The organism is Methylococcus sp. S1M (assembly GCF_051295855.1).
GTDB classification, from domain to species: Bacteria; Pseudomonadota; Gammaproteobacteria; order Methylococcales; family Methylococcaceae; genus Methylococcus; species Methylococcus capsulatus.
On record NZ_JBPDXO010000007.1, the window covers coordinates 43,574 to 58,570 of the forward strand.

14 protein-coding genes are annotated in these 14,997 nt (G+C 65.6%); 3 read left to right on the forward strand and 11 right to left on the reverse strand.

Annotated features, from left to right (window positions below; all coding sequences use genetic code 11):
• The first annotated feature begins 138 nt into the window (after window positions 1–138).
• On the forward strand, window positions 139–1,338 hold the full coding sequence (locus ACSHWJ_RS12560; RefSeq protein WP_432539875.1) for an amidase: 1,200 nt from the start codon (window positions 139–141) through the stop codon (window positions 1,336–1,338).
• A gap of 294 nt (window positions 1,339–1,632) precedes the next feature.
• Entirely contained in the window at window positions 1,633–2,394 is a 762-nt protein-coding gene (locus ACSHWJ_RS12565) for a transporter (protein ID WP_256996419.1), read from the forward strand.
• A gap of 1 nt (window position 2,395) precedes the next feature.
• Here ACSHWJ_RS12565 and ACSHWJ_RS12570 read toward each other — a convergent pair whose 3' ends face one another.
• From ACSHWJ_RS12570 to ACSHWJ_RS12610, 9 genes are all read right to left on the reverse strand, one after another.
• The gene (locus ACSHWJ_RS12570) at window positions 2,396–3,127 is read right to left on the reverse strand and encodes a heme ABC transporter permease (protein ID WP_432539876.1); all 732 of its coding nucleotides are present in this window, start codon (window positions 3,125–3,127) and stop codon (window positions 2,396–2,398) included.
• 4 nt (window positions 3,128–3,131) lie between these two features.
• The gene (ccmB, locus tag ACSHWJ_RS12575; RefSeq protein ID WP_010960259.1) at window positions 3,132–3,809 is read right to left on the reverse strand and encodes a heme exporter protein CcmB; all 678 of its coding nucleotides are present in this window, start codon (window positions 3,807–3,809) and stop codon (window positions 3,132–3,134) included.
• A 175-nt stretch (window positions 3,810–3,984) separates the two neighbouring features.
• Window positions 3,985–4,608 carry a cytochrome c biogenesis heme-transporting ATPase CcmA gene (ccmA, locus tag ACSHWJ_RS12580; RefSeq protein ID WP_218797498.1) on the reverse strand — a complete coding sequence of 208 codons (624 nt, stop codon included), beginning with the start codon at window positions 4,606–4,608 and terminating at the stop codon, window positions 3,985–3,987.
• 48 nt (window positions 4,609–4,656) lie between these two features.
• Window positions 4,657–5,628 carry a hydroxylamine oxidation protein HaoB gene (gene haoB, locus ACSHWJ_RS12585; protein WP_432539877.1) on the reverse strand — a complete coding sequence of 324 codons (972 nt, stop codon included), beginning with the start codon at window positions 5,626–5,628 and terminating at the stop codon, window positions 4,657–4,659.
• On the reverse strand, window positions 5,628–7,232 hold the full coding sequence (locus ACSHWJ_RS12590; protein ID WP_432539878.1) for a multiheme c-type cytochrome: 1,605 nt from the start codon (window positions 7,230–7,232) through the stop codon (window positions 5,628–5,630). Before ACSHWJ_RS12590 ends, haoB begins: the two co-directional genes overlap by 1 nt.
• A gap of 133 nt (window positions 7,233–7,365) precedes the next feature.
• Complete coding sequence (locus ACSHWJ_RS12595) at window positions 7,366–8,082, reverse strand: MgtC/SapB family protein (protein ID WP_010960263.1); 717 nt, start codon at window positions 8,080–8,082, stop codon at window positions 7,366–7,368.
• 1 nt (window position 8,083) lies between these two features.
• Window positions 8,084–8,866, reverse strand: coding sequence for a ketopantoate reductase family protein (locus ACSHWJ_RS12600; RefSeq protein ID WP_282213481.1), 783 nt, complete (start codon window positions 8,864–8,866; stop codon window positions 8,084–8,086).
• Window positions 8,867–8,888: 22 nt separating this feature from the next.
• Window positions 8,889–9,539: an HAD family hydrolase gene (locus ACSHWJ_RS12605; protein ID WP_010960265.1), complete on the reverse strand. Its 651-nt coding sequence runs from the start codon at window positions 9,537–9,539 to the stop codon at window positions 8,889–8,891.
• The gene (locus tag ACSHWJ_RS12610; protein ID WP_432539879.1) at window positions 9,536–9,997 is read right to left on the reverse strand and encodes a VOC family protein; all 462 of its coding nucleotides are present in this window, start codon (window positions 9,995–9,997) and stop codon (window positions 9,536–9,538) included. The genes ACSHWJ_RS12605 and ACSHWJ_RS12610 overlap by 4 nt, the downstream gene beginning before the upstream one ends.
• Between ACSHWJ_RS12610 and ACSHWJ_RS12615 the strand changes: the two genes are divergently transcribed.
• Window positions 9,996–11,354 (forward strand): M18 family aminopeptidase, encoded by a 1,359-nt coding sequence (locus ACSHWJ_RS12615; RefSeq protein WP_017364749.1) that lies wholly within the window; start codon window positions 9,996–9,998, stop codon window positions 11,352–11,354. The genes ACSHWJ_RS12610 and ACSHWJ_RS12615 overlap by 2 nt on opposite strands.
• Here the strand turns inward: ACSHWJ_RS12615 and ACSHWJ_RS12620 are convergent.
• Together ACSHWJ_RS12620 and ACSHWJ_RS12625 are read right to left on the reverse strand one after the other, a co-directional pair.
• Window positions 11,340–12,860 (reverse strand): hypothetical protein, encoded by a 1,521-nt coding sequence (locus ACSHWJ_RS12620; RefSeq protein ID WP_432539880.1) that lies wholly within the window; start codon window positions 12,858–12,860, stop codon window positions 11,340–11,342. The two genes, ACSHWJ_RS12615 and ACSHWJ_RS12620, sit on opposite strands and share 15 nt — an antisense overlap.
• An 8-nt stretch (window positions 12,861–12,868) precedes the next feature.
• Window positions 12,869–14,896 carry an acyltransferase family protein gene (locus tag ACSHWJ_RS12625; RefSeq protein WP_282213477.1) on the reverse strand — a complete coding sequence of 676 codons (2,028 nt, stop codon included), beginning with the start codon at window positions 14,894–14,896 and terminating at the stop codon, window positions 12,869–12,871.
• Window positions 14,897–14,997 lie beyond the last annotated feature (101 nt).

Genomic DNA, 14,997 nt, shown 5'->3' on the forward strand with positions numbered 1-14,997 from the left:
GATCCTCGGGCCGTTTTTTTCCTTGGGGAGAGTTCCGAAGCCGCCTTCCGCAGCGACTGGCGAACCGTTTAGAATGGCACGAGGATATGGATTCATCCTGCCGTTTTCCCCAACTACCGCAGCTTCCAGACTTTTCGGATGCCCGAATCCTCGCGTTCGTTTCTTGCCCAGATGGAAATTCGCGCGGCGGTCACCGGACCGCTGGTGGACCTTTCCTTCGGCGTCAAGGATTTGATCGACATCGCCGGCCATGTGACCGGCTGTGCCAATCCCGACTGGGCCAGGAGCCATCCGCCCGCGGTTGCTCATGCCGTGTGTGTGGAGCAGTGTCTGCAAGCCGGTGCCGTCTGCCTGGGCAAGACCTGTGCGGACGAGCTGGCTTTCGGTCTCACCGGGGAGAATGCGTTCTACGGCACCCCGCTGAACCCAGCCGCACCCGACCGGGTGCCGGGGGGCTCTTCCAGCGGATCGGCGGTTGCTGTGGCCGCGGGCGAGGTGGATTTCGCCCTGGGTACGGACACGGCGGGTTCCATTCGCCTCCCGGCCAGCAATTGCGGCATCTGGGGGATGCGGCCCAGCCATGGCGGGGTTTCCGTGGCCGGTGTCAATCCGCTGGCACCCGGTTTCGATACGGTTGGCGCCTTCGCCCGCAATGGCGAGACGCTGCAGCGGGTCATGAGCCTGTTGCTGAACGTCGATCCGCTCCCCACCGTTTCCGGCAGGCTGTGGCTGTTGCAGGAGGGCTTCGACGCGGCCGAGCCTGCCGTCCGCAAGGCGTTCGGGCCGGTCCTGAAGCGGCTGGCCGGCAGTTTCCCGAGCCGCGAGATTTCCTTGCGAAGCATCGATGGAGAAGCCGGGGTTTCCGGCATGGACAACTGGCGTCAGGTCTTTCAGCCCATTCAGTGGGCTGAAATCTGGAGTACCCTGGGTACATGGATCGAGTCGGCCCGGCCGGCTCTGGGCGAGCGCACCCGCCGCAACTTCGAGCTGGCCAAGGGGCTGGACCGCCGCCTGTTGCCGGCCGCGCTGGCACGCCGGGAGCGCTACCGGGCGGCACTTGCAAGAGTCCTCGGGCCGGAAGACGTGATCTGCTTCCCCACCGTGCACGCACCGGCGCCTTTGAAGGGCAGCCTCGGGCTGGACCGCACCCAGGGCGATTATTTTCCGCGGGTGCTAGCCCGAATGGCGATCGCGGGAATCTGTCGGCTGCCGCAAATTTCGCTCCCGGCGGTCGAAGTGGAAGGGGCGCCTGTCGGTCTTTCCCTGCTGGCCGCAGAAGGGAACGACGCGTTCTTGATGGCCGTCGCCCAGGAAGTGGCGGTCGTCCTCGATGACTAGTCGCCGGCTGGCAGTTTCGGCAAACCTGCCGGCTCCGGCATAGCCGGGGTGGCGATGCGATCCGTCGGGCGCCCGTTGAAGCGAGTCGGCCAGGCTCGGGAGGTCGCCTTCGCCTGGCTGCTCGTGTTGCCGGCCGCCGCACCGGTGCAGGGTGTCGAGCCGGGTGCACCGTTCTCCCCATCCGGGTCTTCGCCGGAACGTTCCGCTGGGTATGCCACAATTTACCGCGAACACGTTCACAGCACGGAACCGGACCGGCCGCGGAGGCCGGGTTCCACGCCCGCGCCCGAGGGGATGGCTCCGGCGCCTCGGGCGGTGACGGTGAGGGAGCCCGGCCCTGATCTCGCCAATTTTCCCAATTCGTCCTACACCCTGCCCGAAGGCGGTATCTATCTGGAAATGAGCCCTTTCACGCTGCAGGGGGCGAGTTCGGATTCGGTGAAACAGTACAACTGGGAGTTCCTGTTCCGCTATGGCTTGACCGACGACGTGGAACTGCGCCTGTTCACCCAGGGGCTGACGGTGCAAGGGCCACCGCAGTCGGCGACGGGATTTGCGCCGCTGACGTTCGATACCAAGATCCATTTGTACAAGGACGATTTCGAGTATTTCAACTACTCGGTGGGGCTGGAAGCCTACGTGCAGAGCACCTGGGGGAGCCCCTTCTTCGACAACGGCACCCAGGGTTCGTTGACGATCAACGCGGATCATGTCCTGCCGGGGGGCATAGCTTTCAACTGGAACTTTGGTTTCGCCAGCCTACAGGACTTCAGGGGCGCCGAGGTCATCCTGCCTTCGTTCCAATGGGCTTTTCAGCGCGACGTCGTCGAGGACTTCGCGCTGTTCATCCAGGGGTACGTGAACGCCGCAGCCCTGCCGCGCACGCTGCACGCCGGGGCGGTCGGACCGGTCAAGACGTTGCAGGAGCATGCGGTCGGCGCCGGTTTTCAGTGGACCCTGAATGACCGCATCGCGGTGTTCGGGAGCTACAGCGGCGCGTTGGGAGCCTATGTGCCGAGCTATCTGGGCACGATGGGTCTGGCCGTCGCTTTTTGATTCAGCCGAACAGCTCCTTTATCCAGGCGCTGCGGCGTTCGCGCTCCAGCAGTTCGGTGCGTGCGCGGACCAGCACCAGGGTGAAGTAGTAGCACTGGAAGGCCAATGCCATCAACAGCAGCGGGGGCAACATGCTGGGGTGGATCGAAGGCTTGTCCAGCTTGGTGACCGTGGGGCCCTGGTGCAGGGTGTTCCACCATTCCACCGAGTAATGGATGATGGGGATGTTGACCACGCCGACCAGGATCAACAGCCCACCGGCGCGGGCGGCGGTGCGCTTGTCATCGATCGCCGAGACCAGGGCGATGTAGCCCAGATAGAGGAACAGCAGAATCAGTTCGGAAGTCAGCCGCGCGTCCCACACCCACCATGTCCCCCACATCGGCTTGCCCCAGAGCGAACCGGTCACCAGTGCGAGGAAGGTGAACGAGGCGCCCATCGCCGCCGAACTGGAGGCCATCACATCGGCCAGCTTGATGTTCCAGATCAGGTGGATGGCGTACAGCACCGCCATGAAGGTGTAGATGAACATGGACATCCAGGCCGCCGGCACGTGGACGAACATGATCCGATAGCTCTCGCCCTGCTGATAGTCCGGCGGCGCCTTGAACAGACCGAAGTAGAGACCTGTGACGAACAGCAGAACGGTGATCGTGCCCAGCCAGGGGATCAGCTTGCCGCTGATGCGGTAGAAATGCTTGGGCGATGCGAGCTTATGGAAGAAGGTCCACATGGCGTCAACTCATGCTTATGCGCAACGCGGCCGCGATGGCGACAGGCGCGAGCGTCAGCGCCAGCGCCAGCAAAGCGGCCAGGAAGTACAACTGACCTTCCACCGGCATGCCGGCACCGGCGGCGGCGACGGCATTGGTGGCGAAGATCAGCACCGGGATGTAGAGGGGCAGTATCAGCAGGGTCAGCAAGATGCCGCCGCGCTTGAGGCCCACGGTCAGCGCCACCCCGATGGCGCCGATCAGGCTCAGCAGCGGCGTGCCGATGGCGAGCGTCGTTTCCAGCGTCCAGGCGGCCCTGGAGGGCATGTCCAGCAACAGGGCCAGGAGCGGCGCCAGGAGCAGCATGGGCAGGCCGCTGACCAACCAGTGTGCCAGCACCTTGGCGATCACCAGCAACGCCAGCGATCGGGGGCTGAGCAGCATCTGTTCCAGCGAGCCGTCGTCGAAATCGCTCCGGAACAGGTTTTCCAGCGAGAACAGCGCGGCCAGGAGGGCCGCTATCCAGATCACTCCAGGGGCGATCCTTCTCAGCAGTTCCGGGTCAGGGCTGACACCCAAGGGGTAGAGCGTGACGATGATCAGGAAGAACAGCAGCGGGTTGGCGAGTTCGCCGCGATGGCGGAACGCCAGCACCAGATCGCGCCGCAGGATGGCGAGAAAGGCGGAGGCGAGGCCGTTCATCGTAAATCCGGTATTTGGATGAATCTGAAAGGCCGCAAGCCCTCATCCCCGTCCCTTCTCCCTTTGGGAGAAGGGCGTAAAGGTCCTCTCCCTTTGGGAGAGGGCTTGGGTGAGGGGAAACTACGGTTGGCATTCCTTTGAGGCCATTTGTAGAGATTCGACCGCCTTTTCTCATTCATGACAGGTTCAGGCTCCGGCAGTCGCCCCGGACATCCAGGGCATGGTGTGAAGTCATCAGTGCCATCCCACCGTTCGCCAGATGGAATTCCAGCAGCTCGCGCACCAGGGCGATCCCCCGCACGTCCAGGGCGGTGAAAGGTTCGTCGAGAATCCACAGGGGGACCGGATCGAGCAGCAGGCGGCACAGCGCCGTGCGCTGCTTCTGGCCGGCGGAAAGTCCACGCGCCGGCACGTCCTCGAAGCCGCGCAGACCAACCCGGGCCAGGGCGTCGTCGATGCGCGTCTCATCGGCCACTCGACCGCGGAGGGCCACCGAAACCCGGAGATTTTCCAGCGGCGACAATTCGGCCTTCAAACCAGGCGCGTGCCCCATGTAGACCATCTCGGTGAAGTAGCTCGCCCGGTGGTGCTGGATGTCAAGGCCGCGCCAGCGCACCTCGCCCTCGGCGGGGCGGCTCAAACCCGCCAGCACACGGAGCAGACTGGTCTTGCCGGCGCCGTTGGCGCCTTCGACCTGCAGCAGTTGGCCAGGCGACAGGGTCAGGTTCAGGCCGGAAAACAACAGCCGGTCGCCCCGGATGCATTCGAGGCCCTCGGCGCAAAGAGGGGCGTCTGACAAAGGCGTGGATGTTCAAGGATTAGAGAAACGCGCGGCTCGCCGCGCGGGTCACATCTTACCTTCGCCGAAGTTCAGTGCATAGATGGTGATATGGGAACCCCAGCCGGACTGATAGACCGTTTGAGCCTGCGGCAGCGGTCTGGCCAGAGAGGTGGTGAAGGGCAGCAGCCGTGCAAGCAGGGTATCGCGGCCTTGCGGCGTGGTGATGCGCCAGGCCTGCACGCCGGCTCCGGGCGTCTGCTGGACCAGATAGCTGGCCTGATCGACGTCCTGCCGGGCCCACTGCTGCACCGCCGCGATCTGGCCGTGCAGGTCTCCACCGGGAAAGCGGGCGGCCTCGAACGGGAGACGGACGCCGGCCAGCGCCTCGATTTCGCCGAGGCGGGCCAGATCGTCCAGACAGACGAGCAGGTAGACCGGACGCTCTGCCGGTAGCTCGGCTTTCATCGCCTCCAGGGCCGCGTCCGCCTCCATGGTCAGCCAGCGCGCCAGGCGCCGCGACGCATCCGGCACCGGCGCAAATCCGCCCGCGACCTTGCCCCATACGCTCCGCTCCTCATCGTCCGGGAAGGCGGCAGCGGCCGGCCGGTCGAGCCACGTCTCCCGGCCACTGAGGAAATGGATACGCTGGGCATCGTCCCACCAGGCGAGGAACAGGGCGTTCCCATCCGTATGGCGGATGATGGCCTCGCCCACGGCCTTCCATGTGTCGTGCCGCAGCCGATCCGCAGGAAACAGGGTCACCCGGTGGCTTTGGTTACGGGCGTCGCGGTAATCGGCCACGGTCAGTGTGACCGAGGCATTGCCGCGGCGCAGGGCGTAACGCGTCAGCGCCGTGATGGGGAAAGCCCCGCCGGGTTCCAGAGCGGTTCGTTCCGCTTCGGTCGCCGGCAGCTCTTCAAGAGTGACAGCCGGGCGGAACCGGTCGTACAGCAGCAGCGCGCCGCCCGACAGCAGCAGGACCAGGCCCGCCAGGCTGGCCAGCCGAGACCGCTTCGGCTGGCCGGTCTCGCCCGACATCAGTGCTTGCGCCGGTAGAGCAGTACGGCGATGCCTGCCAGCAGAGCCAGCCCGCCCAGGATGTTGCGGACGTTCGAGTCATCCTTTCCGGCGGGCGGGTTGGCCGCGGCGGCGCCAGGGGCATTGCCGGCCTTCTCGCGCAAACGGGTGTTCTCGTCCATGATGACCGCGTAATCCCGCATCAGCTCGGACCAGCCTTCGGTATAGGTGAATCCTCCAGGGTTGCCGTGGACCAGCCCCTTGTAGAGCTTGATCAGGTCATGTTCCCACATGTCGGCATGGACCCGTTCCACGTGGCTGGGATTGTTGCCCTTGGCCCAGAACAATTGGAAGAATCCGCCGGGAGCGTCTTTCTCCGGTGCCGGGGGCGCAGGGCGGTTGGTCTTCTGGCCCGGCAGCAGACCGTCCCTGAATAGTCCTTCGACGACCTGCTTGGCTTCCTGCTCCACCTTGAGTCCGGCGAGTGTGCCCTTGTCGGCGGCTTCCAGATAGCTCCGGGCGAAGCTCGGACTGTGGCAGTGGGCGCAGGTGGTATTCCAGTTTTCCTTGCGGCCTTCGAACCAGGGATGCTTCAGGTTGTCGGCGATGGCCGGGGTGGGGTTGAAGCCCCAGCGGACCTTGCGCACCAGGTTGTGCGAGAACTCGCCGTTGAACTCGAAATGGCAGTATTGACAGGTGGGTGCGGTATAGCCGCCCTTGGTCAGGGCGTCCTTGAGCGGGACATCGAAGTTCCAGGTCGATTTGTGGGTCTGGTAGACCGTGCCGTGCTTGGACAGCGTGTAGTTCTCCCACTCGTTGTGATCGACCCCGTTGTGGCAGGTCGCGCAGGCCTCGGGCTGACGGGCCTCGGCGGCCGAGAAGCTGTGGCGGGTGTGGCAGCCGTCACACTTGTTTTGCTGGTAATGGCACATGTCGCAGCCTTGGGCGATTTCGCGCTCGGCCATGCCGGCCCAGATGGCGGTTTCGACGTTGGCTTCCCAGTCCACCGCGTGGGAGGGATGGCCCTTGCCCCACTGCCCCTGCGGCCACTGCTGGTCCTTCTCGGATTCGGCCTCGGCGAACTCCTGCAAGTGACAGCTGCCGCACTGAGTGCGGTCCGGCATGACCAGGTCCTTGTCGTGGCGGATGGACTGGGCGCCGACCTTGCCGTGGCAGTCGATGCAGCCGACTTCCTTGAGCGGTTCGCCTTCTTTCAGGACGCCTTGTTTGACCAGATTCCTTTCGATCTCGGCCAGCTTCTCCTTCTTGTAGAAACGTGCGTCCTGGCCGTTGCTGAGATTCCTGATCGCATCGAGCTTCGCATGGGTGCTGTTTTCCCACGCATGGAAAGCGCCCGGCGTCAGGCTCTGGTGACAGGCCACGCACTGGTCACGGCTCACTTCGCCCGAGACCGCCGTGGGCGGTTGATAGAAATTCCGGGGATTCCAGTATTTCTGGATCGGGATCGGCTCCCAGTACTGCGAGAACTTGCCCTTGCCGGGATGGTCCTTCTCGTACTTGTCCTTGAGCCCGGAAAAATCCGTCTCGCCCGCGGTGGCGGATGCCGTCAGCTGAACGAACATCAGCAAAGCGGCCAGCAGCCATGTCGTAGTCATTTTGATCATTGGGGTGTGCTCCTTCGGCAATCCATCCTGGTCGTTATCGGTACAAAGTATCGGAACAAAACCAAATGACGTCAACAATCAAGAGGCGTCGTTCGAGGCGCCCCGGTCTGGCGGAACGCCGGCTCGTCCGGTGTCACTCCGAGGTGCTCGGACTCCAGAACGCCTGGCTGACGACCGGGTGTTCCTTGAGCTGCTGGAGGATGCGCTCCAGGTGGCTGCCGTCGACCGAGGCGGCAGCGAGCGTGGCCTCGATTTCGATCTCCTCGTCGCCGAAGGCATGCACCGCCAGATCGCCGAGCGGGTAGCCCGCCTGCTGCAACACCTGCTCCACCAGAGCCAGCGCATCCTTCCGCCATTGGCGCGGGGCGATGACGTAGACGGTATGGGTGACTTCCACCGCCGGTGTATCGATGGGCTGGCGGTTGATGCGGTCCACCACGGGACGCAGGAGAGTATTGGCGGCCAGCACGAAAACGGTGGCGAGCAGTGCTTCGAGAATCAGGTCTGCGCCGGCGCAGGCACCCACCGCCGCCGATCCCCACAGGGTGGCGGCGGTGTTCAGGCCGCGGACGTTGCCTTGTTCACGCATGATGACGCCGGCCCCCAGGAAGCCGACGCCGGACACGACGTAGGCGACGACGTGCACGGCGCCGTCGTGGCCATGCAGGCGGTTTGCCATGTCGACGAAGATGGCGGCGCCCAGCGCGACGAGGACGTTGGTGCGCAGTCCGGCGGTACGCTGGCGGAATTGCCGTTCGAGTCCGATCACAGCGCCGAGCGCGAAGGCCGCCGTGAGGCTGATCAGGGTGTCCGACAACGAGGTGATGTTGATGTTCTGGATTGCTTCCATGTCAGGATGCCGGCATGGCGGCGGCCAGCCCTTCGGCGATGGCGGTCAGGGTCGGGGTGGCGATGCCGGCAGCTTTGGCGTGGTCCAGCGCCCGCCGCAGGCGTGCGGGCGCGGTGCGCCCCGTGCAGATGTGATTGGGGTCGCCGGCGAAGCCTTCGAGCATGCCGGCCATCAGCCGGCCGCGGGGCAGGCGGGTCTGGGTGAGCCATTCCTGGATGTCGAGGATTTCATCTGCCGTTTTCTCCGCCAGTTCGCGGTGCCGGTCCCACAGCTCGCTCACCGTACCGCCGGTGCGGAGGCCGGCGATGTTGATGGTGAGGATGTAGAGGTTTTTCCGGACCAGTTCGTACAGCAGTTCCTCGTCGGGAATGGTATGACACGGCACCTCGATCGCTTCCAGGGACTGGACGACCAGACCGGCACGGGGTCCGGCGACCGGGGTGGGCAGGACCGGGACGAAGGGTCGGCCTTTTTTCTTGTCGAACCAGACCACGATCACGGTGGGATCGGTGATGCCGTGGCGCTGCCAGTCGCACGGCAGCAGTTCGTTCTGCAACAGGCCCAGCCGCGTGCGCCATGCCGATGGCATCGACTCCAGCACCGGATGCAGCTCCGTTTCTCCGACCGCGACCAGCACCAGATCGGGTTCGGGAATCGCCTGCGCCACGCTTTCCGGTCGGCTTCCCCGCAGGATGGGGTGGACGGGGTGGCCGCATTTCAAGAAACCCCGCGCGAACAAATCGCCCATTTCTCCCATCCCGATGATGACGACAGGTTTTTTCATGAGGCATCTTCCCACAGGCTTTTCAGCCGCCGCACAAAAGACCCGGCAATTGTGCCATCGACCCGAACACGATGGCACCCGCCTCGGCGAGGGTATCCGGTTCCTCGTCGCCGGCATAGCCGTACACCGTCATGCCGGCCGCCCGCGCCGCCAGCACGCCGCTGCGCGAATCTTCGACGACCGCGCAGCGCTCGGGCCGGGCGCCCATTTGCTGGGCCGCATACAGGAAGAGGTCGGGCGCCGGCTTGGGATGCGCGACCTGGGCAGCGGAATAGGCGTGTTCGCCGAAATAGCCGCCAAGCCCGGTCACCGTGAGTGACAGTGCCAGCCGGGCCGGCGGCGACTGGGAAGCCACGCACAGCCTGCCGCCGCGCGCCGTCAGCAGATCCAGCACCGGACGTACGCCCTCCACCGGCTGCAAGTCGCGCTGGAAGCCCTGCGCGGTGGCGATGCCGAGTTCATAGAACCAGTCGGCGTTCAAGGGCGGCAGGGCTTCGTTTTCCGCCCAGCGGGCCACGTCCGCCATGGTCTTGCCCTTGAACATGGCGCGCAGGGCATCGGCCTCGACCGGCAGCCCGCGTTCGCTGAAGAACGCGGCGGTGATGCGGTTCACCAGCCGCTCGCTGTCCACCAGCACGCCATCGCAGTCGAAGATGACGAGTTCGTATTTCATGGGGCCGGGCCGATGAGTTCCACGGCGTTGCCGTCCGGGTCGCGGCAGAACACGGCGCGCCGTCCGGAGCGGCTGGCGGTGTGAGGTATGCCGGCCCGAGCCAGCCGGGCGAGCAGCTTCTCCCAGTCCGCCACCGCCAGCGCCACGTGGCGGTCGCGCCCGCCGTGCCTGGGCCGTTCCGTGCCCTGGTCGGGATTGGGGAGCACCATGAGATGGATTTGTTGGGCGCCGAGATCGTACCAGATCCCGTCGAAATCGAAATTCGGCCGGGCATCGCTGGGCGACAGTTCCAGCACGCCTTCGTAGAAGCGGCGGCTGGCCTCCAGATCGGATACCAGGAGGGAGACATGGTGCAAATGGCTGATGAGGGGCGTGTGGGGCATCGTAATCCGGTCGGGCTGCTGGCCACGGGGCTGGGATTGTGCCAGAAGCGGGGGGCGGCAAGTAACGGTCTGCATGATAAGTTACCGTCTTTCAGACTCGATTCCTTTCCCCCTCACCATGAACGACGACATGACGGCTGAATTCTCGACCGACGCCCAGCAGCTTCTCGATTTCATCGACCAGAGTCCCAGTCCCTGGCATGCCGGGCGTTCGATAGCGGCCCGGCTGCTGGCAGCCGGTTTCCGGCGCCTGGAGGAGGGCGAGGTGTGGCGGCTGGAGCCCGGCGATCGCGCTTTCGTGGTGCGCGGGGATTCGTCCGTGGTCGCTTTCATCGTGGGCGGGGGGACTCTGGCCGAAACCGGCTTCCGTATCGTCGGGGCGCACACCGACTCGCCCGGCTTGCGGGTCAAGCCGCGAGGGGCGCATGCGGAAGGCTCCATGCTGCGGCTGGGGGTGGAGGTCTATGGCGGGCCGATCCTCGCGACCTTCGCCGACCGGGATCTGAGCCTGGCGGGGCGGGTGGGCGTGCGGACGGAGGCTGGCGTCGACATCCGCCTGGTCGATTTTCCGGATGCGCTGGTGCGCCTGCCGAACCTGGCCATTCACATGAACCGCGAAGTCAACAAGGACGGGCTGAAGTTCAACAAGCAGACCGAACTGCCGCTGCTGCTGGCGGTGGCGGACGAAGTACCGGCGGAGGACCGGCTGCGCGCCTTGCTGTCGGAGCGGGCCGGCTGCGATCCCAAGGATGTCTTGAGCTGGGAACTGAGCGTGTTCGACACTCAGCCGGGGGCTTTCTGGGGCCCGCAGCGGGAATTCATCGCCGACGGCCAGCTGGACAATCTCGCCTCCTGCCATGCCGGCCTGAGCGCCCTGCTGCAGGTCTCCCACGCCGAGGCGGTGGCGGTGGCGGCGTTCTTCGATCACGAGGAAATCGGCAGCGAAAGCCACAAGGGCGCGGATGGCGCGTTGTTGCCGGACGTGCTGGAACGCATCGCACTGGCGTTGGGACTGGACCGTACCGGCTACAAGCGGGCGCTGGCGCGCAGTTTCCTCGTCAGCGCCGACATGGCACATGCCTATCAGCCCAATTTTCCGCAGTCTTACGAACCGCAGCACAAGGTCTTCGTGAACGCGGGTCCGGTCGTGAAGACCAATGCCTGCGGCCGTTACGCGACCGATGCGGAGGCGGCGGCGCGGATCATCCGCCTGTGCGAGCGGGCGGAGGTGCCGTACCAGCAGTACGTGCACCGCACCGATCTGGGCTGCGGCAGCACCATCGGCCCCATGACCGCTGCCCGCTTGGGCATCCCCGCGGCCGATATCGGCAACCCGATGTGGGCGATGCACAGTGTCCGCGAAAGCGCCGGGGTACGGGATCATACCCACATGATTCGTCTATTGCGGTGCTTTTTCTCAACGGGAGCGTGAGCTGCCGTCGTTCAGCCGGTAAATCAGCACGTGTTCGCGCGGGCTGGGAGAAAACGTCTTGAGGGCTTCGCGGTTCAGCGCCTTTTCCGCCTTTTTGAGGTCGCGCGGCGAGGTCAGGCGCAGAGCCAGATAGTCGGGCAGGTCGGGCTGGGTCAGCCAGTCCGCGAGGCGGTCGAGCGGCATCAGCCGGCGGGTCTGTTCCTGGTTCATGGGGCGTCCGGCGTAATAGTCGATCCTCGGATCATTGGTCACCAGGCTCGCGCCGGCCGGGATGTTTTCCCGTACCCAACCGCCGACATCGCGCAGGTAGAGCCGGTAGTCGGGAGTCACGACGGCGCTCTTGATGCACAGCACCGCGACCAGTCCTAGCGCAAGCCGCCTGGCCCAGGGCGATCCCGTTCCGGCGGCGATGCGTTCCAGGTATACCGTGCCGGCGAGCAGCAGCAGCGCGGACGGCAGCAGCGCGTAGCGTTTGTCCGGGACGAGCTGGACGGCCAGGAACACCAGCAGGGTGCCGCTGGCCATGGCGGCCGCCCAGAGGATCAGACCGAACCGGGGAGGCAGCCGACCGCCGAATCGATGCACGGCGTAAGCGAAAATCGCCAGCAGCACCGGTCCGAGATTGGCGCCGATCAGCCACAACAGGGTGGCGACGAGACCCGTTCCGAGGATCAGTTTCGCGTACTCCGCGCCGTAGTCGTTGGGGAGTGCTGCGGCCAGCCGATCGGCGTGCAGGGAGAAGAATTTCCAGATCAGCGTGGGGTCATGGTAGCCGTAGGCGGTGATTTCCCACAGCTTGCCGGGGGCGAGCCTGCCGCTGGCGAGGAGAGCAGCGCCCAGGATCAGCACCGGTACGATGCCGCTGATCGGCAAAAGGAAGTTGTGCGCCCTGGCGCGCCAGGGCAACGGCTCGACCAGGAAGTAGAGGGGAACGGAGAGGATCAGCACCAGTGCCTCGATCCGGAACACGAACGCCCCCGCCATGCCGGCTTGCCAGAGCAAGGCATGACCCAGCTTGCCCCGAGGCTCGAAACGGAACTGGACCAGATGCAGCAGTCCCCAAAGGCTGGCCGCCAGAAAGCCCCAGTCCCGGACGATGTTCAGCCGGTCGCCCAGCGCCGGGAAAGCCAGGATGAGCAGCACCGGCGTCCAGCCGGAGGGCGTTTCCCCGGCCCCCCGCAGGACGAAATGCAGCCGGACGAAGCAGTCCGCGATGACCAGGAAACAGAATGCGCCGAGCGCGTGGGCGGAAGTCTCCAGAGGCCAGCCGGTGAGGCGGGACACCGCCGCGATCAGCAGGGAATAGCCAGGCCAGCCGTAGACCGCCACCGCAGCCTTCACGCCCTGGTCGAGAAAGGCCGCTGCGGCATCCAGGTACAGAACGCCGTCTTTGTTGATGACATCGCCCACGGTCAGCGAAATGGCGAAGAAGCCGGTCATGAGCGCAGCCGCGGCGAGACGCGCGCCGGATTCATGACGGGGAATGAGGTACGGGGGACAGGACATGGCGGGCATCAAGGCGCGTGGGCGAAGGTTCGGACCCCGTCGGGGCGGGCGAGGAGCCGGCCGGCCACCAAGACGGCCCCCTTCACCGTGAGGTGGTTGCCGTCGAACTGGTAGATCAGGTCGTCGTCGTGATGGGCGTAGCAGTACCGAGCATCACACAAGACCGCCGCCGGGTCGAACACCCGGACCTTGCCCGGAAAGCGGGCCGCGGCATCTTCGAGCAGGGCGCGTGCGAGCGTCTGGTCACGTTCGTGATCGGCCCGCGGCATCTGGCAGCCGGTTTCCGGGCTTTTGGGAAGCAGCGGGCGCAGCAGCGAATAGCAGGCGGTCATGACGGTTCGGTCCATGTCCGGGTTGTCCAGGCTGAGGATGACGTATTTGTCGGCCTCTGCGAGGCGCTGCAGGGTGTCCGACAGGCCGACGCGGAACAGTCCTGCGGCGCTTTCGGCACCGCCGCCCCGCGTGCTGCGCAGCGTCATTCCGCCGTCCAGGTACTGCTTGTAGAACGCCGCGATGACCACCGTCGTGATCTCCGGCGTCCGCGCGATGAAGTCGATCACGTTGCCGACGAACGGCTGGCAGCCGGCGCTCTTGCCGTTTTTCTTGACCGTGTCCAGTCCGACGAAGGGCAGGCAGCTCCCGCGTCCGAGATTGATGACGGTTTCCGGGCGGGCCACCGCCGTCGCCAGGCCCTGGTAGAGCATGTTGCCGTGGGAGTCGCCGATCACAGCGGTCAGTGGCTGGTCCCTGGGCAAGTCACCGAGCTGGAAGAAGTCGTCGCCCGGCTTGAACTCGCCCTGGAAAAGCGCCCTCGCGACGCCGTTGTCGCGGTAGCCCTCCGTGGCCAAGCGGGGAAGGTCGCGGTCGATTTTCAGCCGGACCTCGGCGAGGGCGGCGCGTTCCGGCAGGCCGTCCGCCAGGAACACGGTGAGGCCCAGGCCAGCCGTGGCGGTGAGCATCAGCCCCAGCGATGCCAGTTTGAGCCGCTGCAACCCGGAAGCGCCGAAACGCAGAGGGCGTTCGACGTAGCGGAAGGTCAGCCAGGCCAGCAGGAAGGCGGCGGCGACGAGGAGCGCGGCACGATGATGCAGCGGCTCGCCCGAGCGCAGGATCAGCCCGAACGACAGCAGCGGCCAGTGCCAGAGATAGAGGGGGTAGCTGATGACCCCGATGAATACCATGGGACGGCTGGCGAGCAGCCGCCGGTTGATCCAGGTATCCGGGCCGGCGCCGATGAGCAACACGGCGCCCAGCGTGGGCAAGAGCGCCCAGGCGCCGGGGAAATCCTTGTCTTCGTCCAGAACCACGACCGCCGCGGCAATCAGCAGCAGGCCGCCAGCCGCCTGCAGCTGGTGGCGCATGTCCGTCGAAGGTTTGGCCGTGGCTCGCCGGAAATGGACGTAGGCCAGGATGCTTCCGCCCAACAGTTCCCAGAATCGGGTGAAGGGCAGGAAGAAGGCGGAAACGGCGTCGCGATGGACCAGGTAGAGGTTGCCGCCGAAGGACAGGGCGGCGAGCGTGAGCAGGGAGTATGCCGGATTGGCGCGGAGACGCCACAGCAGCGCTATGAGCACGGGATAGACCAGATAGAACTGTTCCTCGATGCCCAGGGACCACAGGTGCAGCAGGGGCTTGAAGTCGGCCGCCGTGTCGAAATAGCCCGATTCGCGCCACAGCACCAGGTTGGAAACGAAGCCGGCTCCGGCAGCGACGTGTTTCCCCAAGGCCCGGTACTCGTCGGCCAGCAACGCGAACCAGCCGAATCCCAGACCGCCCAGCAGCACGGTGATCAGGGCCGGGAAGATCCGCCGGGCCCGGCGTGCGTAGAAGTCCGCGAAACCGAAACTGTCGGCGTCGAGGTTTCTGAAGATGATGCCGCCGATCAGGTAGCCGGAAATGACGAAGAAGACATCGACCCCGGCGAAGCCGCCCGGCAGCGAACGCGGATAGGCGTGAAACACGATGACGGCCAGGATGGCGACGGCGCGCAGACCGTCGATGTCGGGGCGATAGGCGAGATGTCTGTGGATGCGCATGTCCGGTTCAGCAACGCCGGCGGAGGTGGCCGGCATGAGCCGGGCGCGGGGAGGCCGGCGGTGGGGTGGAAATTACGGTTTGCCCGGGGCGGAACGGCGGT

Bases quoted from the DNA above. Each gene is read 5' to 3' on its own strand.
- ccmB (WP_010960259.1), bottom strand. From the start codon at position 3,809: ATGAACGGCCTCGCCTCCGCCTTTCTCGCCATCCTGCGGCGCGATCTG.
- ACSHWJ_RS12615 (WP_017364749.1), top strand. From the start codon at position 9,996: ATGATAAGTTACCGTCTTTCAGACTCGATTCCTTTCCCCCTCACCATG.
- haoB (WP_432539877.1), bottom strand. From the start codon at position 5,628: ATGTCGGGCGAGACCGGCCAGCCGAAGCGGTCTCGGCTGGCCAGCCTG.
- ACSHWJ_RS12570 (WP_432539876.1), bottom strand. From the start codon at position 3,127: ATGTGGACCTTCTTCCATAAGCTCGCATCGCCCAAGCATTTCTACCGC.
- ACSHWJ_RS12590 (WP_432539878.1), bottom strand. From the start codon at position 7,232: ATGATCAAAATGACTACGACATGGCTGCTGGCCGCTTTGCTGATGTTC.
- ACSHWJ_RS12600 (WP_282213481.1), bottom strand. From the start codon at position 8,866: ATGAAAAAACCTGTCGTCATCATCGGGATGGGAGAAATGGGCGATTTG.
- ACSHWJ_RS12565 (WP_256996419.1), top strand. From the start codon at position 1,633: ATGGCTCCGGCGCCTCGGGCGGTGACGGTGAGGGAGCCCGGCCCTGAT.
- ACSHWJ_RS12620 (WP_432539880.1), bottom strand. From the start codon at position 12,860: ATGTCCTGTCCCCCGTACCTCATTCCCCGTCATGAATCCGGCGCGCGT.
- ACSHWJ_RS12605 (WP_010960265.1), bottom strand. From the start codon at position 9,539: ATGAAATACGAACTCGTCATCTTCGACTGCGATGGCGTGCTGGTGGAC.
- ACSHWJ_RS12625 (WP_282213477.1), bottom strand. From the start codon at position 14,896: ATGCGCATCCACAGACATCTCGCCTATCGCCCCGACATCGACGGTCTG.
- ACSHWJ_RS12595 (WP_010960263.1), bottom strand. From the start codon at position 8,082: ATGGAAGCAATCCAGAACATCAACATCACCTCGTTGTCGGACACCCTG.
- ACSHWJ_RS12560 (WP_432539875.1), top strand. From the start codon at position 139: ATGCCCGAATCCTCGCGTTCGTTTCTTGCCCAGATGGAAATTCGCGCG.
- ACSHWJ_RS12610 (WP_432539879.1), bottom strand. From the start codon at position 9,997: ATGCAGACCGTTACTTGCCGCCCCCCGCTTCTGGCACAATCCCAGCCC.